Source organism: Bacteroides xylanisolvens (assembly GCF_018289135.1).
Classification (GTDB): Bacteria; Bacteroidota; Bacteroidia; order Bacteroidales; family Bacteroidaceae; genus Bacteroides; species Bacteroides xylanisolvens.
The window spans coordinates 1,861,953-1,881,138 of the sequence record NZ_CP072216.1; the positions used below are offsets into that span (position 1 = coordinate 1,861,953).

Sequence of the window (19,186 nt, forward strand, 5' to 3'; positions counted from 1 at the left end):
TTTGACGGCCAAAACGGGGGTAATTAAAAATAAAAACACATGGTAAAGATACAAAAAATCTCAGAAATCGAACCTTGTTTAGGTTTTACCGAGTTCGATATGCTTAAAAAATATCGTCAAAGTTTTGCAACGAGTGAATTAGGTCGCCTCCATTCTCTGTTCCCTTTCTCGGAACTGGCCCGACAAATGCATTTGAAGTCCTCTCCTTTTGGGCGTAAAAGTTATTTTTCTCCCGAAGGTAAAATAGCCTTGATGGTCTTGAAGTCCTATACCAACTTTTCCGATGCACAACTGATTGAGCATTTAAACGGTAATATTCATTACCAGTTATTTTGTGGTGTTCAGATTGATCCGCTTCATCCACTAACCAATCCTAAAATCGTTAGTGCAATTCGTCAGGAACTAGCGGATCGCCTTGACGTTGAGTCCCTCCAGCTCATTCTTGCCGAGCATTGGACACCTTATCTTGAGAACCTTCATGTCTGTATGACCGATGCCACCTGTTATGAAAGTCATCTGCGTTTCCCTACTGATACCAAACTCTTATGGGAAGGTATTGTATGGCTTCATCGTCATCTGTGCAAACATTGCCAGACCTTGCACATACAACGTCCCCGTAACAAGTATCTTGATGTACGCCGTGCCTATCTTGCTTATAGCAAACTGCGTAAACGCAGGAAATCACAGACTCGTATGCTTACACGAAGGTTACTTCAGTTATTGGAAAAGTTACTTGACCAGCTGGAGCTGCTTCATTCATCCTACAGGAACAGGCTTACACTATCCTCTGATTACCAAAGACGTTTCTCGGTCATACAGACAGTCCTTGAGCAAGGGAAGAATTTATTTGCAGGCAAAAAAGTGTCCAACCGTATCGTGAGTATCGACCGGCATTACCTTCGCCCCATTATCAGAGGCAAGGAAACCAAATCCGTTGAATTCGGAGCCAAAGTCAACAATATACAGATAGACGGAATCTCCTTTATAGAACATATCTCCTTTAAGGCTTTTAACGAAGGAGTACGTTTGAAAGACTGTATTCATCTGCAACAACAACTGACCGGGGTTAGGGTTAAGGCGCTTGCGGCGGATTCAATCTATGCCAATAATGCCAACCGGAAATTTTGTACAAAATATCATATAAGTACTTCCTTTAAGCGTAAGGGCAGAGCTGCCAAAGATGAGCCGCTTCGGAAAATCTTACGGTCGGAACTCAGCCGTGAAAGAGCTACCCGCCTGGAAGGAAGTTTTGGAACGCAGAAACAACATTACTCACTGGCCAGGATAAAAGCTAGAAACAGGAAAACGGAAGTACTTTGGATTTTCTTTGGGATACATACAGCCAATGCGGTATGTATGATAGAAAAGGTCGAAAAGAAAAAAAGAAAGGCAGCATAATCTAACTAAAATAACAGGAAAAACAGGAGAGGTTTTAACTTCCCCTAAAAAAGACATGTACATAATGCATGGGTGGGAAGGAAAAAATAAGAATATGTAAACAATATTCTACAAAAAAGATAGAAGACTGGGAGAGTTGAACGAAAAAATCAAGAGAAAAGCTCACGTAAAGCAAAGCTTTTCTCTTGATTTTTTAGAAAGAGGAACATTTACTGAATATCCCTAAAAAAGCCGTTGCGAATTACCTTCTGCAACGGCTCTCTATTTTTTCAGTGTTTTCTTATCAGAACTTATATCCTACAACAATAGAAAAGTTCATGTTTTTAGGATTACCAAATTTCTGCACATCAACCAAACCGAATTGACCATCCAAACCTGCAATGATTCTACCAAATTCCAATGCAACTCCTACGCCAAGACCTGCATCAAAACGCTTCAAAGCATCATCACCAAAAGTATCAACTTTACGTTCTGTATCGTTTCCTAAATCAAATTTTGTTTTACCAGCAATACCACAAGCAAAATAAGGACCTGCATTAACTACAAGATTCGTATTATCTGCAACATTAAAACGTGCAGCAGCCATTACCGGTAATTCCAAATACATTGCATTAATGCTATTTCCATCTTTCTTTGCACCTTTACTAGTCAAGAATAATGAAGGCTGCAATGACCATGTATCATTAAAAGCATATTCAAAACCTCCTCCAAGCTTAAAGCCAACTTTTGCATTCAGATCAAGATCACCTGTATAATTACTAAAGTTCATCCCTACCTTGGCATTCCAACCTGTAATTTGAGAAAAACCTGCTACTGAAATCAGCGCAAATAAAACAAACAAAACACTCTTCTTCATAATTTTAAAGTTTTAAATTAATACTAAAGGTTTTTATTGACCTTATTGTTTAACAATGCAAATGTATAATTGTAATTTGTATTAAACAACTTTTTCGTTAACAAGTGCGTAATTTATAGAGATTATACATAAAAAAAGGGAATTCCCTATTTTTGAGAACTCCCTTTCCTATTTTGTTGAATTACTTTTCTTCTTATCAGAATGCGTAGTGGAAACCAATTGAAAGGTCTTCGCTAGTAAGATTAAGTCCGAATGAATGCTTAATAGGAGCATAATCCTCATCATAATCCATATTTCTCCGATAACCCAAGAAACCATACTTAGCTATAAAAGAGAAATTGTCATTCAACTTAACTGCGATTCCCGGTCTCAAACCGACTTGACCTCTTTTAAAAGTATCTCCATCTTTCACTTTATCAAAACCGATTGAAGCGGTTCCATCTAAGAATAAACGCACAATACCACTTTCATAATAAGAGAAACGGATATACGGAGCAAAGTCAAATGAATTCATAGAAACTTTGTTTGCATACTCATGTCCATACGCTAATTCAGCACCCAGCGCCCATGTTTCATTAAAGTTGTATCCGATTTCCGGAGCAATTTTAAAAGAAGTAGTGTTGCCTGTGCTGTTACGCCAAACGTTCAAAGATCCGCCTACGTAAATGTCTTGTGCTTTTACAGCGATAGTTGCTAACATCACAACTACCAATAATAAACCCTTTTTCATTTTCTTTGTTTTTTAAATTAAACGTTAGACCCCAATTCGGTCGATTGATTTCTGGGTGCAAATGTAAAGCAGTTTTTATGAACAAACAAACATTTAGTTAGTTTTTTATAATAAACACCAAATAAATGTTTAACGGAGACTCTGTACATCATATTATATAGCAACACAAAATTCTTGCTATCGATTCTTATTCAAATATATTGCATGTAGTGAGTGTTGTCATACCATAATAAGCCAAAGGATTTAAGAAGTAATGAGGACTGTTTCTTTAAGATTTAGTATCTTTGACGGGTGGTAAGCCTTTCAGCCATCAGACACAGACGCGTTTGACTGACATTGTATAGTGTAAAATGCTTCGTTATTATGAAAGTAAAGGCAATAAAACAGTTAGTTTAAACGATTGGGTATGTCAATAGAAATAAAGTATTTCGAGAACAGAAAAGATTGGCGAAAGTGGTTGAATGACAACTTTGAGACTGCCAATGAAGTTTGGTTTGTATTTCCCAGCAAGTCTTCAGGCGAAAAAAGTATCACATACAACGACGCTGTTGAAGAAGCTCTTTGTTTCGAGTGGATTGACAGTACGATAAAATCGCTCGACAAAGAACATAAAATTCAGCATTTCACACCCAGAAACCCTAAAAGTACCTATTCGCAAGCTAACAAAGAAAGACTTAAGTGGCTATTGGAAAATAAAATGATACACCCCAAATTTGAGGATAAAATACGAAATGTATTATCTGATCCTTTCATTTTCCCCAATGATATAATTGAAAGATTGAAGGAAGATAAGACAATATGGGAAAATTATCTCCATTTTTCCGACGCATATAAACGTATCCGAATTGCATACATTGAAGCAGCCAGAAAACGACCTGAAGAATTTGAAAAGCGATTAAACAACTTTATCAATAAAACGAAAGAAAATAAAAAGATCACAGGATTTGGCGGAATAGAGAAATACTATTAATCCCAACTAAAAATCAATGATAATCTAAAATAAAATAGACTGCAAATACTTTCACAAGTATTTACAGCCTATTTATCAGATAGTTAAGTACCTAACCAGCGTATTTGACTATCCTTCTATCGCTGCCTGCGCCCCTTTGATATGCAACTCATTATCAATACTAACCAAATTTGGTGTATGTGATGTGTATGCGTTTTTCGTAAACTGGGGCAGACTAACAGGAAAAATAGCCTTTTATTCCTCTATCGCGGCTTGCGCCCCTCCAATTCGTATCTGACAATCAACACACTGCAAATTTGGTGTATGTAATATGTATGCGAACTGAGAGGAGTTTTTGAAGCCTTTTTCTAAAAATAACCGCCATTTTCGTCATTAGCCAGTGTGTACAAATGCACGGACTCGATTTCTGAAGACCGGTTACAATAGAGAATTAGTTAAAGAATTACCTGTATATGAAACATCGTGCGCGAAATATCTATAAGGTATATATCTTGTGGTCTTATTACCTCCTTTCTCTCAAAAGTTCTATGATGGCATCTTTATCCTTTAGATTGGAATCAAGACGAATTATCTGTGCGTTCAAAGTCTCAATCTGTTCTTTGAGGAGCTTGATGGTCTCGTTTTGTGATTCGACTGTGGATTGCTCCTTCGTCAATTGAGCAGCAAGAGCAGAATCACCTATATTATTGTGAGCATCCCCGTCCAATGTTACGGCAGCAAGATAAGCGGAGATTTGATTCTGCATAGGACTGAACAATGCAAAGAAATTGAAGTCTAAAGCCTCACAAACTTTAACCAGGCGAACCGTTTCCATAGTCTCCCTTTCAAGAATACGGTTGACGTGCTGCTGGGGAACACCAATCTTGCGTCCAAACTCAGACTTGCTAAGTCCAAGCTCTATCCGGCGCCTGTCTATCGCCTGACCTATATGAACCTGTTGAATACCTAATTTCATAGATAAATATCAATAATTGAAGATTAAACAAAAATTCATCAAACTTTGTTTGGCTATGTAAACCATTTAGTGTTACTTTGCATATAGTAATAATTGAATTATATATGCAAAGTTAAACATTAATCATTAAACATCCAACAATTATGGCAGAAATCTTGGAAAAAATCCGTCCCATGCTCATGGCTCTTGGAGTTGGCGATTCAGTCACCTTTCACATTTCACGCTTGAAGAGTGTCCGTACACAAGCATCTGAGTTAGGTGCAATCTACTGCCGTCAGTATAAGACAAAGACTGACAGGGCGGAGCAGACAATCACAGTTACACGTGTTTCATAAATACCCAATTATGTATGAAAGTAATACAGTTCATAGACAAGCTGATTTCTTATGAATCATTTATAAATGATCTGTCAGCCAGAATTGTCAGACGTTTGAAGGATGAGCGTAACGACCCGGATTTTGTCAGCCAAAGGAAGGCTTTTGAGCTATTCGGGCGCAGGAATGTTGAACGGTGGAAACGTGAAGGAAATGTCATTTGCTATAAAAGACCGGGGAAAGTTGAGTATAGGACAGCTGACCTACGTCTTTTGCAAAGGACAGATAACGGTTATATAGCTAAGAGGCCCGACAAAGAAAAGAAACGGAAGACGAAGGACGACAACTCTATAAACAAATAACGGGTATTACATAAACAACATATATGTTTATATAGATATGAAAGAGCTAAGTCCAACTTGCGCACCAAACGGAGTCTATTCAGTCAAGCAAACTTGCTCTGAATTAGGTATAAGCCATAAGACCCTCCGTAAATATAGGGATTGCGGTTACATAAAACCACTCAACCCTAATAACGTGTATCGCCCTAAATTTTCCGGGCAATCCATCATAGATTGCTGGAATCTTATGAAGACACTATGATTAGCGAATCCACCATCAATCAAGTCAGGAATCTTTCAATAGAGGATGTCCTTCGCCCATACGTCAAACTTTCAAGGAAAGGTTCGACATTGATGGGGCTTTGTCCTTTTCACGAAGAAAGGACAGGTTCGTTTGCCGTGTCACCGATCAAGAATCTGTTTCATTGTTTCAGTTGCAACCGAGGTGGTGATGCTATCGCTTTCATTATGGAGAAGGAAAACCTCTCCTTCATAGAAGCCGTGGAGTTCATTGCCAAGAACAACAACATCGTCATTGAATACGTCAGAGAAGAAAAGAATGACGAACAGGTTGCAGAAGCAAGGCGCAAGGAAGCCCTCCTTGCAGTTCTTGACCATATCCAACGATTCTTTTCTGATAATCTGAGAGTTGTAGATAATGCCGAGTGCAGACAAGCACGTGAATATGCTTACGGCAGATGGGCAGAAGAGTTTTGTTCGGTGTCGGGTATTGGCTACGCACCACAAAGTAGCAGCGATTTTATTGAGTATTGTCGGAAAAATTCACTTAACGAAGAGTTGTTATTTGAACTGGGAATGCTCAAACGAGGAGAAGACGGCAGCGTCTATGCCATGTTCCGCCAGCGTATAATGATACCCATCCGTAACAGGTGGGGACGAATTATCGCTTACACCGCCAGATACATCGGCAATAATCCCAAAGCACCCAAGTATATCAACTCCTCCACAAGTATCATATACACTAAAGGGGAAACTATCTTCGGTATAGATAGAGCAAGCCGTCAAAGGAATGCCGACTATTATATTGTAGTAGAAGGAGCACCGGATGTATTAAGGATGCAATCTGTTGGACTTGAGAATACGGTGGCAGCATTGGGCACCGCATGGACGGACAACCAATTTGAGCAATTGAAGAAGTTCACCAACTCGTTATGCTTCATTCCCGATTCTGACATAGCCGAGGGCAAACCATTTGGTCCCGGCTTTGAAGCCGTGATGGAGAATGGAGCTGCCGCCATCAAGAAAGGATTTCACGTAACGGTCAGAGAACTTCCATTTGCGATGGCACCCATAGAAGATGATGAAGACATTGAAGATGAAAATCCAAGTTCTGGTTCTGTTGCAAATTCAAAAGCTACAAAAGCCATCAAGAATGATGCGGACAGTTTCATCCATTGCAAGGAAGATTACACCTCACTTGCAGAAAAGCATTTCATCATTTGGCTGGCTCAAAAGCGATTCTATATTGCTTCATCATTAGTAGAAGAACGCAAGTGCGTTTCGGAGATAGCAGACTTGCTACGTTATATCAGAGACCAGTTGGTATTTGACCAATGTATTGAGCAACTGGGTAAGATACACGGCAAAGTAAAGCTGTGGCGCGATGCCGTAACCCAGGCACGTGGCGAAGCAAGGAGAAAGAGCGACAAGCTCTCCTCCATGAACGATATGCAGCGTGAAGCAGAGTTGTTGCGCCAATTTGGTCTGTATATCCGTGAGAACTGCTATTATTCTGTTGGAGAAGAAGATGAAGACCCTTCCCGAATATCCAACTTCATTATGGAGCCCCTATTTCATATCGAGGACGAAAACAACGGAACACGTATCTTCAGGATGCGTAATACCTATAATATATGCCGTGTCATAGAACTCCGAGAATCAGAAATGTGTTCGTTGAGCAACTTCCAGCAGAAAGTTGGCTCATTAGGCAATTATGTATGGCTTGCCAAGATAGACAAGCTAAACCGGGTCAAGGAATACCTGTACTCCAAAACAGACACAGCCGAGCGCATCCGCAAGCTGGGCTGGAACGGAAATGAGAATTTCTATGCCTTTGGCAATGGGATTCTGGCCGATGGAGTTTTCAAGGAAGTAAATGAATTAGGCATCGTAAAAAGTCCGAGCGGAAAAGCTTTCTACATACCAGCTACCTCAAAAATATACATCCACAATCAGGAGATCTTCCAGTTTGAGCGATTGATGGTGCATGAGAATAGAAATGGAGTGAAGCTGCACGGCTTTGCATCCAAACTGATGGAAGTGTTCGGAGAGAATGCTTCCATAGCCTTATGCTATCTCTTCTCCACTCTATTCCGGGACATCATCTTCGGACGCACCCGGCATTTCCCCATACTCAACCTGTTCGGAGAAAAAGGAACGGGTAAGACCACTTTAGCCACTTCCCTCCAGTCCTTCTTCCTGCACGGAGTGGATCCGCCAAACCTTGGTGTGACCTCCGTGCCGGCTATGAACGACCGAGTATCGCAAGCCGTAAATACGCTTGTGGTATTGGACGAGTATAAGAACGACCTTGATATTAGAAAGATAGCCTACCTCAAAGGACTTTGGGGTGGCGGTGGTCAGACCAAGAAGAACACCAGTACGGATGGAATGGCTACCCAAACCATTGTGACCACAGGTGTAGCACTCTGCGGACAAGACAAACCCACACAGGATATGGCACTCTATACCCGTGTCATATTCTTGGCGTTCTCCAAGACATCGTTCAACCAACAGGAAAAAAGAAATTATGAAGATTTGGTCGCGCTCTGCAACATGGGGCTGACCCACTTGACGATAGAGATACTAAACCATCGGGAACTGTTCGAGAAGAATTTTTCGGAAATATACTCCATTACCAAGCGAGAACTGGCTACGAAGTTAGAAAACGAAACAATCCATGACCGCATCTTCGGGAACTGGGTCATACCACTGGCCACGTTCCGAACTTTGGAAACGGTGATAGATGTGCCATTCGGTTATACCGAACTCTTTGAGACCGCCATTAAGGGAATACGCAATCAGAACGAACTGGCACAGGAAAGTTCGGAGATTGCAGACTTTTGGAATATGCTCCAAGGCTTCCAGACATCAGGGAAATGTATTGACCGGGCGCATTACCGCATCCGCTATATGAAGTCATTTCGACCTATATCAGCCAAAGAGGATATTGAGTTTCAAGAAGCCCGACCTATCCTTTATCTAAATATGGCAGCCATATCCTCCTTGTTCAACAGCCGGAACATGAATGCGACCGCCAACCGTTCCAACTGGTCAACAATTATGTCATACCTGAAATCCCATTCGTCATTTCTCGGATTGAAACAGGACAGGTTCACGATTCTATCACCGAGTGGCTTGCCCGACTATTCGATTGAAATTGTCAATAATGAGCAGGTTCGGAAAGTAAAAGTAAACCGTCCGAAGGCATTATGTTTCGACTATCTACAGTTGAAAGATTCTTTCGGATTAGAACTTGAAACAGAAATCATTTCCGACAGACAAGAGATAATGGAAGATAACCAGATGGGACAAAAAACATCAGATGCACAGGCACCAGACAATCTACCACAACAGGACTTACCCTTTTATATTTAACAAGAAAACATTTGAAAGCGATGAAAAGTGAAAATTTAGGCAAGCTAAAAGCGGAGGCTGTGGAAACAGTCATTTATTGAGGAAAAACCAGAATTGGACTATGCCCATGCGTAATGCTGTAAACACTTACATGGAAGCGTGTGGAGCTAACCAGTCCATCTGTGGTGAAGAAGGAGTCAAAGAGCGGAGGAGAATAGTAGCTAATGGTATTGCCATTTCATGTGTTGCTTCTTTGACAAAGGAGCAACTATATAAAGTGGAAACGGAACTGAAAAGGATAGCCAATAATTCCAATGGTCATCCTTTTCAAAATCTGAGTTTAAGAAGATAGAACCTTATAAAACAGAGGAAAAACTCAACATATATGCTTGGTTTAGCCTTTTCTTTTGTAAATTTGCACATATAATAACATGGAATTAATGAAAGAAGAACAATTTATAAGCCTTTCCCAAAAGGGCGAATGTGCCCAAATCGAATATAAGACTTGTACAGAAGAGGTATCTGAATCTCTGTATGAGACTGTATGTTCATTCTTGAATCATAGCGGTGGACAAATTCTTGTTGGAGTAAAGGACGATGGAGAAATTGTCGGAGTCAATCCAGCAAAGGCGGCAAAACTAAAAACGAATATTATCACTTCCATCAAGAATAAAGAGTTGTTCGTACCTAGTCCGTACTTCACACCGGAAATAATGGAAGTCAATAATAAGACTGTCCTTTTTCTTGACATTCCTTGTGGACAATATGTATATCGATACAATGACAGATTTTGGGATAGGAACGGAGATGCGGACATAGACGTGACAGATCATCCAGAATTATTGTTGTCCTTATTTGAACGGAAAAATCCTCATTTGTTTGAAGAGAGGATTGTGAAGGATTTAACAATGAATGACCTTGACCATGACACATTCCAATTTTGTCGCAATATACTTGCAGTGATTAAGCCAGGACATCCATGGTTGCAACTGACGGATGAAGAAATATTGGTTCACACTCACATTGCCAAGAAGGATTTGATTTCAGGTGAACTTGGATTGAAATATGCTGCGCTTATCCTATTTGGTAAAGAAGAAGCGATAGAAGACTTCATGCCTCGCTATCGTTTTGAAGCCCTATTTCACATGTGTACCTATGAACAGTACAATGATATGAGGCAATTTCCCAATCGGTACGACGACCGAAGGACTATGCGCTGTAATCTTATTAAAGTGTATGACGAACTGACCAAATTTACAGAACGTTATCTTCCTGATAAATTTTATCTACCCTCCGGCTCTACCAGACGTGAAGATATTCGCTGGGATTTATTCCGCGAAATAATTGCTAATCTATGCGTACATGCTGATTTCAGTTCAGGGTACGCTTGCTTTTTCCATGTTTTCAAAGACCGGGTAGTTACCAAGAATCCAACCCGATTGTCACCTGAAAATCCTGAAGGTGAGCTTACATTACAACAGTTGAATAACTATACGAAAAATCCTCTGTTGGTACGTGTATTCCATGAACTTTCATGGGTAGAAGATATGGGGTCTGGCACTCGTAATATCCTACGTTATGCTCCTTTATATTATCCGAACTATAAAGTGGAAATCAACAATGGCTCACAATTCATCTTCTCCATCACATATATGGATGTGACATCAAAGGTTGAAGAAAATGGCACTCAAAACAAGAAAATGGCATCCAAAATTGGAGAAAATGGCACTCAAAACGAGAAAATGGCACCCAAAATTGGGGAAAATGGCACTCAAAGCGAGGGAATGGCACTCAAAAAGTTCGATGAGCTTAATGATGATGAATTGCAAATTTCTTTGAACGACACTTATGAAAACAAGAAGGCTGTCATTAAAAAACATAAACGCCAACAGGGAGTCATCAGTTTGATAAAACAAAACAAATTTATCACAGCAGAAGAAATAGCGGAAAGACTTGATGCCGGTTTAAGAACCATTCGACGCGACATTGAAGATTTAAGAGGCTTGATAGAACATGTTGGGCCTGCAAAAGGAGGATATTGGAAATTTTTGAAATAACATCCTATATACAAAGATTCTCATAGTCAAATCAAATACTTGATTACCAAAGGGGCGATTAGCCCCTTTGGTCGCAAATATTGACTACATCCATTTCCATCCTCCCGGCTTTCCTGACCGTATAATACGTGCCTCCTTTGAGCTTGCCATCATAATATGCAATCACACCGCAAGAATGTGAAAGCATATAATCATTACGTCTGAGCAAACATCCACGAAAGTAGTTTTCACTCAACACAACAACCTTGTTCGCCCCGGCAAGTATTTGGCAATAACGCTCCTGTTCAAAAGATCCCCATCGGCTGCTCTGTCCTAAAAACGGGACAATGGCAATCAACTGAATATCGGGGAACTTGTCTTTGAGTGACAGCACGACCTCTGCAGCCATCATATCAAATCCCAATGCCATACCACAATAGAACCGGGTCATGTCCGATTTGCAAGCCAAAGCCACGGCTTCTTCCAGCCGTTCCCTAACCTCCTTTTGTCGGACTAATGGAATAATCCGATGACCCGTAAAGGTTATGGATTTCTTCCTGTCTAAATACAACACATCTTCCATCAGCCTCTTACTTTGTAATGGGTTCTTGCCAAGAATATGCCACCAAGCACATTCGCTCCGAAACTTTCAAGCTGGCTGGCATAGACCGCATAACTCATTCCACGGGTGATTACATCGTCATACACCAAGACACTCTTTCCGTCAAACCACTTCTCATCAAACTCCAAGACGCTGACCTTTCGGATTTCCTTTTCGGACTTTCGGTGTTCGTGGATAGATAGCCGTTCTCCACATACCTTCACATGGTCATAGCCGTTTATCGCTCCGGTCAGTTCACATACCCTCTTGCAAAAAGCCTTGTAGCGGATTTCATTCTTCTTGTCTGTTGATGCCGGAACCGGAGAGAATACAATGTTCGTACACGTTTCGCCATATTGCTCTTTCATGCTCGATGCGGTCATCCGGGCTACTTCCTCGTATGCCTTTCCATCCTTGAAGGCATAAACAAGGTTTCTATCAGCGATTTCTTTCTCGCCCACATTCTGAATACGTTTAGGGAAGTATTTGCAGAACCAAGTCCGAGGCTTGTCCAACTGCTTTTTAATGTTTTCGTCAATCTGTACCATACACTTTGATTTATTTTCCCTTTTGTTTCAAGCTTTCCGGCTTGCCCAAGGGATATTTTTTTGCTTTTCTAAAGTGTTGGCAGGCAATAAGGCAAATGAGGGAATAGTAAATACGCTCAACTTGTTTGAGGAAGATTTGCCGTTCCCGGTTTGACGTTTGGTAATGCCGACAGAACCTTTGCAAAAGAATATCCGCAGAGGTAAGCCGGATTCAATCATACAAAAAAGTGGAAGTCCCCACTCCATAGTGTAATAGTTGCAGAGGGATTTGACCGAACTTCATAACGATATGGCCGTAAACGAAGATATGCAAGTGTCGTAGCGAAGTCTCGATCAACCTGCATATCTTCACTTACGGTCTTGTCGTGTTCGGCCCAAGTCAGATTGTCGTTCTTGGCAAATAGCAACTTGTTGCCATGCGGCAAGAATGTCTGTATGTCTGTATTTACCAGACAATTTCATAGACATTCCTCCCATCATATTGTTCCAACGAATAAATACCTATATCATCGGCTTGTTCCTTGTGCATTTTCAAAAAATAATATGTACACATTTCACGGTTGACAGCGTTGACAAAGCATAGGTTGCATTATATCAACGACTTTATATAAAATTAATGCGTTGACAAACGTTGACAAACGTAGTCACTTTTTCCATCTGCCTTAAAATTCGGTGCCAATCGTTGACAAATCACGAACTACTATATATTATTCTATTTTTAAAGAAAAAAGATAAAGTATTGTATTATAGAGTGTTCTCGTGCATTTAGTTAGCTGCTTTTGGCGGTGGCTCCGTTGTCAACGCTGTCAACCTCCAAATATATGCCTTTCTTATTCCTAAAAATACCATTCTCTTATTTGCTTGACCATTACGCACAACAGAAAATTCGTGACGAATCCGACGAATTCCGACATAATCCAATGAATTACAGGGTATTCCCATATTTAACGTCTTGTTTCATCGCCATTATCAGCCTACCTTTACAGAAAAACAGCTATGATGATACACAAAGATTTCATGGAAATAATCCCGGAACAAACCTACTCGGTGAGTGAGGCAGCACGATACTTCGGTGTTCACCGCTGTACCATCTATGCCTATATCAATCATTCCGCAAAGCCCTTGCCATTCGTAAGGTCGCCCGATAAAATCAAGACAGCCTTCCGTGGAGCCGATTTGATTGCCTACAAAGCAGCCGGTCTTCCGAAGAAAGGGCGCAAGCGACAAGGGGACGCCCATTGATAGGCATCCCCGTAGCCTTCTATTCAGTTAAGCCCATTCTTAGTAAATACAGACCAAATAGGCTTTTCACCCGACAATTCAGACAAGTCGCAAGCCAACAGCCACGCCTTGCTTCTTATGTCCTCCATATCCGCCACAGCTTGCAGATACCGGGACGAGTCCATCGCCCCGGACTTTATCATCCATTCCCAAGCACAAGTTACGGGATTGATTGCATCCACAAAAGAAACAATCTCACTTTCAAGACTGCTAACCTCATCATCTTTGACCTCAGCGGTGAAGCTAAAAGCCACACCGCTGAGGGTTCTCCGCTGAAAGTCATAACAGTGGACTCCGTTTTCCACACTCACAGATACACGCCAGCCATTCTTGGCTGCGATGCCATAGATTTCACTTTCTACCATTAGCCTTTTCATCAGAAGTTCATACTTCATCAATCTCTCTAATGGCATCAAGCAGGTTTTCAATGTTTTTCTCCGCTGCCTCCATATCAGCCAATACATCCCTCATTCTGTATGGCGCACCATTCTTTCCGTGTCCGGTATCATCAAGCCACAGGTAGGCTTCCGAATCCACATCGAAATTTTCATAGTATTCCTCCATATCAGTCGCCAAAGTATCAAGGCTGTTATCTTTCATTGTAGCCGAAAAGGAAAAGTCCTGCCCTGCAGGAGTATATTTAGAGAACTCAAAAATGGTAATATTTTTCTCTTGTTCGGTGTTAAAACTTACAGCCCAACCGTTGCTCTCTGCGCACTCGGTTATCTTATCAATGATATTATTCTTGTTCATACTCATATATAATGGTTATGTCAGCCGTAACTGGATAGGCTACGGCTGACTGGTTAATTACTATTCAAACCTTGCAAGGAATCGTTGCAATCTATCATCTTTCAGTTGGCTCAACTTGGTCGGTTGGAAGTTCTCCTGTTGCCGGACTTGTAGCTTGCCGAAACCTTGCTTCGTATAGTCAAGCTCCACTTCCGAAAGTTCGTTCAGTGAAATGTAGCCGTATTCATCTTCCATCATTCCGATTACGATACCAAAGAGAATAGTGTCCTTATCATCTGTTTCTCCTTCAAGAATGTACCATCGGATTGAACCAAGGGCGAATATCGCACGGCAAACAGCTTCTTTTCCCTTGCCGTCCTGGGAATAAAGCGGAAAATCTTTCAAGGCTTCCGCTAATTGGGGTGTGTTCAATCTGCACATATCAATCAAATTCTATTTCGTCCTCATATACATCTATCTCTGCGCCACTACTGAACTGTACAGTAAAACCTCTTGCAGTCTTGGCTACTATCGTACCACGATGATACCCTCTCCACGGGGTTATCAGTTCACATTGCCGTCCGTATTCCGGAAAATCTTTCTCGTCCATATCATTCTGCTTTTGGGTTAGTAAATTCGGGGTCATAGATAAGCTCACACTTGACTAAATGTCCGTATGCCTCGGATGCAAGTTTGGATGCCCATTCGTTACGTTGGTCATAATGTCCTTTCTGATAGTTGCATGCCAACTGGCGCATAAAACTAATGCACACCTTAAACATCTGCTGTTGTAGGTAGCGGTGTGCTCTGGTTAGCTCTCTGCCTGTCTGGTCAGCGGATGACATACCACCATTTACAAAGTTGGCAAACTCTAAGGCAAAAGTCTTGTCTCTCTCGGAGGTCTTTGCTCCTGATAATTCCTGATAGTCCATATTGTTCAATTTTAGAAAGTTGCTTGATAATAGATTTGCGGTTGGGCAGTTACATTATAGATGTAGTTGCCACAACGCACTAAAAGGCAATCATAGCCATAATACAGCCGTTTCATACCTCTGACGCTTCCTGTTATGTAGAAGTTGGGGAAGCGGTTAATTCTTACTCGCTTGCCTTGTTCTATGGTCATTCTCTTTACTCGCATAATCCTTTATATTTTTAATTTTCAATTCTTTTCCCTTTTGTTTGAAGCCTTTTGGCTTCTTGGTCGGGAGAACCGTTTTACGTGCGGTAATCCCTGCGGACAATAGGGAGGATTAGGCGAGTGTGAGGTCAGAGAGCGCGGACGGAATGCCCAAATTTTGGAAGAATGAGAAAATTTGCGGAAAGCTGCCGGCAAGCCCTCCGACCGTAAGTGAAGCGTCACTTGACGTTCCTCCTGTCCGCAGTACCTTTGCACGGGAAAATGAGTTCTAACAAAGAAGAGCCCTAGCAAGCAATCAATAATGACTAAAGATTTCTGTTTGGAATTCTACTCATATTGTTTTCCAAAACACGTTTTGTATTCTTATAAATCATTCCCACAAAATCCCACAAAAGTCCAACACTTCCCATATTTAAATTGCTTATTGTCAGTATATTTAGCTGTATATTTACATAATAAATCCAATCCGCTGGAGTAAAAACAAGAGAACTTATTTAAATATATGGCAACAGTTAAAGTAAAATTTCGTTCCTCAACTGTCACTGGTCGAGAGGGAACTATCTACTATCAGATTATTCATGAAAGAAAGGTGCGACAGCTCCTGACAGATTACAAAGTATTATCCTCAGAATGGGACGAAAATCGTTCAATGGTAACTACCCATCAGAAAAGTGAGCGTAATTCTACAATTCTCTCAATTCGTGAGAGGATTCGTTGGGATGTAGAACGACTGACGAAAATTGACCGAAAACTTGATGCTAACGGATTGATATATACCGCTGATGATGTAATAGACGAGTTTAACCGTTATTCCCAGGAATACTCTTTGTTTAATTACATGGAAAGCATAATTGTCAAGCTCAAGCAGAATGGTAAGATACGAACTTCAGAAACTTATAGGGCGACCCTTAATAGTTTCAAAAAGTTCCGTAAAGATGAGGATATTATGCTTGACTGCATCACTTCCGAAGTAATGGAAAACTTTGAGGCATGGCATAAGAGCCGAGGCGTTGCTCCAAATAGTATATCGTTCTATACCCGTATTCTTAGGGCTGTCTATAATCGGGCGGTTGAAGATGACATTATCGAGAATCGCAACCCGTTTCGACATGTATATACGGGTGTTGATAAAACTGTAAAACGAGCCTTGCCGTTGCCCGTCATCAAGAAAATCAAAGCTTTGGATTTGTCTTTAAGTCCTGCATTGGACTTTGCCCGCGATATGTTTATAATGAGCTTTTATCTTCGTGGAATGAGCTTCATAGATATGGCTTTTCTAAAAAAGACTGACCTTAAAAACGGATACATAACGTACCGCCGCCGTAAGACCGGACAACAGTTGATTATCGAATGGACAAAGGAAATGCAGTTGATTCTTGACAAGTACACCGAAAACAAAAGTGACTATCTGTTACCCGTAATTCGCAATCCTGCTACCAATGAACGATGCACCTATCGCAACATCGGCTACAACATCAATCATAATCTAAAGAAGATAGCTAAAATGATTGGTGTAACAATTCCCTTGACGCTTTACGTCGCTCGGCATAGTTGGGCATCTGCTGCCAAAGCAAAAGGTATTCCGATAAGTGTGATTAGTGAAGGAATGGGACATGATTCGGAAATTACAACCCAAATTTATCTTGCCAGTCTTGATACCTCTGTCGTTGATAAAGCCAACTCCCTTATTCTCAAAAGCCTGTAGTATAAGCCTCAGTTTCCTTCTCGGAGATTGAGGCTTTAATTGTTTTAAAATCATCCAAGTCTCTAAATAAGAGAGACTTATTTCTTTTGCAAAGGTAGCTATTTTTCTGCAAATGAGATACGTAAACCGATGGCTTTTGTAACTGAATGTCTATTTTATAATGAGATTTGCCATTTTGTTTAGGAAATTAAAAATCAATTATCTAGTTATGGTCTGAATATAGGATGATTAGAATGTTATCAAATCTCTTATTTAGAGATGCCTACAAAATATAAATTTAGAATGAATAAAAAAAAGCGAAATATCGAATTAGCACAGTCCTTTCACGACAAAGAGAGTTGATGTTTGACAAGTATCCCAATCTCTTAAATAGAGATGCTTAATTAAACACAAAAGTAACAAAAACAATTGAGAACCATATCAATTTATGCTTTTAAACATTGTCTTTTTGTTACTTATGCTTTCTCTGTTTAGGAAATCTGTTCACTAATCACGCTAAAGGGCTATATTTAAGTAGCTAACAATATGTCATAATCTCTATTTAAGAGATATTGATAGCACTTCAAATAAGACAATGAAACAAATAGAAAGAGCAAGTATTGTAAGGATTGTCTCTGACTTAATAAAGGCAGATGGTATAATAGACACAAGAGAGATAGAATTTCTTGATGTCTTGAGAGAAAAGTATGCCATCACAAAAGAAGACGAAGCTTTTGCAGAATCATGTACTTTTGCCAAAGCCTTGGAAACAATTTCATACTTCAATGAGGAGACCAGACACTTATTGATGAATGATTTTAATCAAGTTGCTATGTCCGATAATTATTGTGCCAAAGAAGAGGCTTTGTTGCTTACTTCTTTACGCCTTTTATTGACACTCAAAGCATCCAATGAAATATCAGTATTTTCTGTTGACTCTTCTATCATTACATTTGAGAGTTCGCAGATACTCTATTTGGAAAGCGAATACAATAACACTGTTAATGAGCAAATGAGATTGTCATATAGAGAAATTTGCTCCGAAGTTAGGCTGGCAGGTTTTGAACTTGTTTATTTGCCAAAGGTTTCCGAGCACTATTGTAGCATTATAGAAGCCGATTTGTTAAGAATAGCGGAATTTCTCTATCCGAAAGTTAGTACAGAGCGACTTCATGTCATAATTAAACAGATGCAGAATCTTTCTACCGAATCTTTCTGCAACAACCAATTAGCGACAAAACTATCCATTAAAGAACTAAGAACCATCAACCCTTCTTTTCTGATAAAAATTGGAGAGTCAACTGTTAGCGACAAAAGGATGTCTAATTTTCTGTTGGTGGAAATTGAAGATAATCCATTGTATTCAATTCGCAAGATAATGGATTTATTTTCCGAGAGCTATCACAATTTGGGATTGAATTATATCCAAGAGTCTAATGGCAGATTTATTTTCACTGGCTACTACAAGCAGATTTTCGATATTCTTATGTTGCGCAAAGGGGTACGTAGTGCTGTTGTTTTAGACCCACTCCGTGAACGAATATATTTTCCCGAAGCAGATGTGAAGATCGAAAAAATCCACAGACGTGAGAAAGCCCTCTATGCTCTGTTCGTATTGGAATCTGCCAGTGGAGGTATAAACTTCAACAAACCTCAAACACCAAAACAGATGGATAGATATGAAAAGCGAATGAAGGCGGTTATGCGTAAGTATCAGCTTATATATAGTATGTTTGGTGGAGAAAAAGGCAAGGCTCCCAACATAGAGATTCCAGAAATTAGGCTTCCAATGATAAGTTTGCTAAAAAAACAAATATCGAAATTGAGCGATGTTCTTTATCATGCTGAAGACTATATGATACAACGAAATATGTACGGAAATTATGCTGTGAACATACCGACCTCACTATGTTGCTGTTGTGGCTTTGAAAAAATTGATATACAGCCAATATCAGACTCTGAAGAGTGGATGAAAATATCAGCATTATAATCATACTCGAAATGT

22 protein-coding genes are annotated in these 19,186 nt (G+C 40.2%); 11 read left to right on the top strand and 11 right to left on the bottom strand.

Going from position 1 to position 19,186, the window contains the following annotated elements; translation table 11 throughout:
- Positions 1-39: 39 nt before the first annotated feature.
- Complete coding sequence (locus tag INE92_RS07900) at positions 40-1,398, top strand: transposase (protein ID WP_172725346.1); 1,359 nt, start codon at positions 40-42, stop codon at positions 1,396-1,398.
- A 283-nt stretch (positions 1,399-1,681) separates the two neighbouring features.
- Here the strand turns inward: INE92_RS07900 and INE92_RS07905 are convergent, their stop codons facing one another.
- The gene (locus tag INE92_RS07905) at positions 1,682-2,254 is read right to left on the bottom strand and encodes a porin family protein (protein WP_015531006.1); all 573 of its coding nucleotides are present in this window, start codon (positions 2,252-2,254) and stop codon (positions 1,682-1,684) included.
- 196 nt (positions 2,255-2,450) lie between these two features.
- Positions 2,451-2,984, bottom strand: a complete 534-nt coding sequence (locus tag INE92_RS07910; protein ID WP_009039498.1) for an outer membrane beta-barrel protein — start codon at positions 2,982-2,984, stop codon at positions 2,451-2,453.
- Between the two features lie 406 nt (positions 2,985-3,390).
- Between INE92_RS07910 and INE92_RS07915 the strand changes: the two genes are divergently transcribed.
- Positions 3,391-3,954: a YdeI/OmpD-associated family protein gene (locus INE92_RS07915; RefSeq protein WP_008643692.1), complete on the top strand. Its 564-nt coding sequence runs from the start codon at positions 3,391-3,393 to the stop codon at positions 3,952-3,954.
- A gap of 502 nt (positions 3,955-4,456) precedes the next feature.
- Here the strand turns inward: INE92_RS07915 and INE92_RS07920 are convergent.
- The gene (locus tag INE92_RS07920; protein ID WP_211454439.1) at positions 4,457-4,909 is read right to left on the bottom strand and encodes a helix-turn-helix domain-containing protein; all 453 of its coding nucleotides are present in this window, start codon (positions 4,907-4,909) and stop codon (positions 4,457-4,459) included.
- A gap of 143 nt (positions 4,910-5,052) precedes the next feature.
- Between INE92_RS07920 and INE92_RS07925 the strand changes: the two genes are divergently transcribed.
- The 6 genes from INE92_RS07925 to INE92_RS07945 all read left to right on the top strand — a co-directional run bounded on the left by INE92_RS07925 (position 5,053) and on the right by INE92_RS07945 (position 11,218).
- The gene (locus tag INE92_RS07925; RefSeq protein ID WP_211454437.1) at positions 5,053-5,244 is read left to right on the top strand and encodes a hypothetical protein; all 192 of its coding nucleotides are present in this window, start codon (positions 5,053-5,055) and stop codon (positions 5,242-5,244) included.
- Positions 5,245-5,258: 14 nt separating this feature from the next.
- Positions 5,259-5,585, top strand: coding sequence for a hypothetical protein (locus INE92_RS07930; RefSeq protein ID WP_233476935.1), 327 nt, complete (start codon positions 5,259-5,261; stop codon positions 5,583-5,585).
- Positions 5,586-5,622: 37 nt separating this feature from the next.
- The gene (locus tag INE92_RS26885; protein ID WP_233476936.1) at positions 5,623-5,826 is read left to right on the top strand and encodes a helix-turn-helix domain-containing protein; all 204 of its coding nucleotides are present in this window, start codon (positions 5,623-5,625) and stop codon (positions 5,824-5,826) included.
- Positions 5,823-9,182 carry a DNA primase gene (dnaG, locus tag INE92_RS07935; RefSeq protein WP_211454435.1) on the top strand — a complete coding sequence of 1,120 codons (3,360 nt, stop codon included), beginning with the start codon at positions 5,823-5,825 and terminating at the stop codon, positions 9,180-9,182. Before INE92_RS26885 ends, dnaG begins: the two co-directional genes overlap by 4 nt.
- 106 nt (positions 9,183-9,288) lie before the next feature.
- Complete coding sequence (locus INE92_RS07940) at positions 9,289-9,513, top strand: hypothetical protein (RefSeq protein ID WP_233476937.1); 225 nt, start codon at positions 9,289-9,291, stop codon at positions 9,511-9,513.
- 88 nt (positions 9,514-9,601) lie between these two features.
- Positions 9,602-11,218 (top strand): RNA-binding domain-containing protein, encoded by a 1,617-nt coding sequence (locus INE92_RS07945; protein WP_211454433.1) that lies wholly within the window; start codon positions 9,602-9,604, stop codon positions 11,216-11,218.
- A 58-nt stretch (positions 11,219-11,276) separates the two neighbouring features.
- Here the strand turns inward: INE92_RS07945 and INE92_RS07950 are convergent, their stop codons facing one another.
- Together INE92_RS07950 and INE92_RS07955 are read right to left on the bottom strand one after the other, a co-directional pair.
- Entirely contained in the window at positions 11,277-11,780 is a 504-nt protein-coding gene (locus INE92_RS07950; RefSeq protein WP_211454431.1) for an SLOG family protein, read from the bottom strand.
- The gene (locus INE92_RS07955) at positions 11,780-12,346 is read right to left on the bottom strand and encodes a phosphoribosyltransferase (RefSeq protein WP_211454429.1); all 567 of its coding nucleotides are present in this window, start codon (positions 12,344-12,346) and stop codon (positions 11,780-11,782) included. Before INE92_RS07955 ends, INE92_RS07950 begins: the two co-directional genes overlap by 1 nt.
- A gap of 1,017 nt (positions 12,347-13,363) precedes the next feature.
- Here INE92_RS07955 and INE92_RS07960 point away from each other — a divergent pair.
- Positions 13,364-13,588, top strand: a complete 225-nt coding sequence (locus INE92_RS07960; protein WP_211455061.1) for a helix-turn-helix domain-containing protein — start codon at positions 13,364-13,366, stop codon at positions 13,586-13,588.
- Positions 13,589-13,611: 23 nt separating this feature from the next.
- Here INE92_RS07960 and INE92_RS07965 read toward each other — a convergent pair whose 3' ends face one another.
- From INE92_RS07965 to INE92_RS07990, 6 genes are read right to left on the bottom strand one after another with little or no spacing between them, the layout of a single operon-like run.
- A complete protein-coding gene (locus tag INE92_RS07965; RefSeq protein ID WP_233476938.1) occupies positions 13,612-14,040 on the bottom strand; it encodes a hypothetical protein in 429 nt (142 codons plus the stop codon).
- Positions 14,012-14,380 (bottom strand): hypothetical protein, encoded by a 369-nt coding sequence (locus tag INE92_RS07970; protein ID WP_211455057.1) that lies wholly within the window; start codon positions 14,378-14,380, stop codon positions 14,012-14,014. The genes INE92_RS07965 and INE92_RS07970 overlap by 29 nt, the downstream gene beginning before the upstream one ends.
- A gap of 60 nt (positions 14,381-14,440) precedes the next feature.
- Complete coding sequence (locus INE92_RS07975; RefSeq protein ID WP_211454427.1) at positions 14,441-14,800, bottom strand: hypothetical protein; 360 nt, start codon at positions 14,798-14,800, stop codon at positions 14,441-14,443.
- Position 14,801: 1 nt separating this feature from the next.
- Entirely contained in the window at positions 14,802-14,969 is a 168-nt protein-coding gene (locus INE92_RS07980) for a hypothetical protein (RefSeq protein WP_025076842.1), read from the bottom strand.
- Between the two features lies 1 nt (position 14,970).
- Entirely contained in the window at positions 14,971-15,291 is a 321-nt protein-coding gene (locus tag INE92_RS07985; RefSeq protein ID WP_211454425.1) for a sulfide:quinone reductase, read from the bottom strand.
- 11 nt (positions 15,292-15,302) lie between these two features.
- Positions 15,303-15,497, bottom strand: a complete 195-nt coding sequence (locus INE92_RS07990; RefSeq protein ID WP_211454423.1) for a hypothetical protein — start codon at positions 15,495-15,497, stop codon at positions 15,303-15,305.
- Positions 15,498-15,999: 502 nt separating this feature from the next.
- Between INE92_RS07990 and INE92_RS07995 the strand changes: the two genes are divergently transcribed.
- Both INE92_RS07995 and INE92_RS08000 read left to right on the top strand, forming a co-directional pair.
- Positions 16,000-17,202: a site-specific integrase gene (locus INE92_RS07995; RefSeq protein WP_211454421.1), complete on the top strand. Its 1,203-nt coding sequence runs from the start codon at positions 16,000-16,002 to the stop codon at positions 17,200-17,202.
- A 574-nt stretch (positions 17,203-17,776) separates the two neighbouring features.
- Positions 17,777-19,171 (top strand): hypothetical protein, encoded by a 1,395-nt coding sequence (locus tag INE92_RS08000; protein WP_211454419.1) that lies wholly within the window; start codon positions 17,777-17,779, stop codon positions 19,169-19,171.
- Positions 19,172-19,186 lie beyond the last annotated feature (15 nt).

What these genes read in the sequence shown, in the direction of transcription:
- INE92_RS07900 (WP_172725346.1), top strand. Translation starts at nt 40, where the DNA reads ATGGTAAAGATACAAAAAATCTCAGAAATCGAACCTTGTTTAGGTTTT.
- INE92_RS07905 (WP_015531006.1), bottom strand. Translation starts at nt 2,254, where the DNA reads ATGAAGAAGAGTGTTTTGTTTGTTTTATTTGCGCTGATTTCAGTAGCA.
- INE92_RS07910 (WP_009039498.1), bottom strand. Translation starts at nt 2,984, where the DNA reads ATGAAAAAGGGTTTATTATTGGTAGTTGTGATGTTAGCAACTATCGCT.
- INE92_RS07915 (WP_008643692.1), top strand. Translation starts at nt 3,391, where the DNA reads ATGTCAATAGAAATAAAGTATTTCGAGAACAGAAAAGATTGGCGAAAG.
- INE92_RS07920 (WP_211454439.1), bottom strand. Translation starts at nt 4,909, where the DNA reads ATGAAATTAGGTATTCAACAGGTTCATATAGGTCAGGCGATAGACAGG.
- INE92_RS07925 (WP_211454437.1), top strand. Translation starts at nt 5,053, where the DNA reads ATGGCAGAAATCTTGGAAAAAATCCGTCCCATGCTCATGGCTCTTGGA.
- INE92_RS07930 (WP_233476935.1), top strand. Translation starts at nt 5,259, where the DNA reads ATGAAAGTAATACAGTTCATAGACAAGCTGATTTCTTATGAATCATTT.
- INE92_RS26885 (WP_233476936.1), top strand. Translation starts at nt 5,623, where the DNA reads ATGAAAGAGCTAAGTCCAACTTGCGCACCAAACGGAGTCTATTCAGTC.
- dnaG (WP_211454435.1), top strand. Translation starts at nt 5,823, where the DNA reads ATGATTAGCGAATCCACCATCAATCAAGTCAGGAATCTTTCAATAGAG.
- INE92_RS07940 (WP_233476937.1), top strand. Translation starts at nt 9,289, where the DNA reads ATGCGTAATGCTGTAAACACTTACATGGAAGCGTGTGGAGCTAACCAG.
- INE92_RS07945 (WP_211454433.1), top strand. Translation starts at nt 9,602, where the DNA reads ATGAAAGAAGAACAATTTATAAGCCTTTCCCAAAAGGGCGAATGTGCC.
- INE92_RS07950 (WP_211454431.1), bottom strand. Translation starts at nt 11,780, where the DNA reads ATGGAAGATGTGTTGTATTTAGACAGGAAGAAATCCATAACCTTTACG.
- INE92_RS07955 (WP_211454429.1), bottom strand. Translation starts at nt 12,346, where the DNA reads ATGGTACAGATTGACGAAAACATTAAAAAGCAGTTGGACAAGCCTCGG.
- INE92_RS07960 (WP_211455061.1), top strand. Translation starts at nt 13,364, where the DNA reads ATGGAAATAATCCCGGAACAAACCTACTCGGTGAGTGAGGCAGCACGA.
- INE92_RS07965 (WP_233476938.1), bottom strand. Translation starts at nt 14,040, where the DNA reads ATGCCATTAGAGAGATTGATGAAGTATGAACTTCTGATGAAAAGGCTA.
- INE92_RS07970 (WP_211455057.1), bottom strand. Translation starts at nt 14,380, where the DNA reads ATGAACAAGAATAATATCATTGATAAGATAACCGAGTGCGCAGAGAGC.
- INE92_RS07975 (WP_211454427.1), bottom strand. Translation starts at nt 14,800, where the DNA reads ATGTGCAGATTGAACACACCCCAATTAGCGGAAGCCTTGAAAGATTTT.
- INE92_RS07980 (WP_025076842.1), bottom strand. Translation starts at nt 14,969, where the DNA reads ATGGACGAGAAAGATTTTCCGGAATACGGACGGCAATGTGAACTGATA.
- INE92_RS07985 (WP_211454425.1), bottom strand. Translation starts at nt 15,291, where the DNA reads ATGGACTATCAGGAATTATCAGGAGCAAAGACCTCCGAGAGAGACAAG.
- INE92_RS07990 (WP_211454423.1), bottom strand. Translation starts at nt 15,497, where the DNA reads ATGCGAGTAAAGAGAATGACCATAGAACAAGGCAAGCGAGTAAGAATT.
- INE92_RS07995 (WP_211454421.1), top strand. Translation starts at nt 16,000, where the DNA reads ATGGCAACAGTTAAAGTAAAATTTCGTTCCTCAACTGTCACTGGTCGA.
- INE92_RS08000 (WP_211454419.1), top strand. Translation starts at nt 17,777, where the DNA reads ATGAAACAAATAGAAAGAGCAAGTATTGTAAGGATTGTCTCTGACTTA.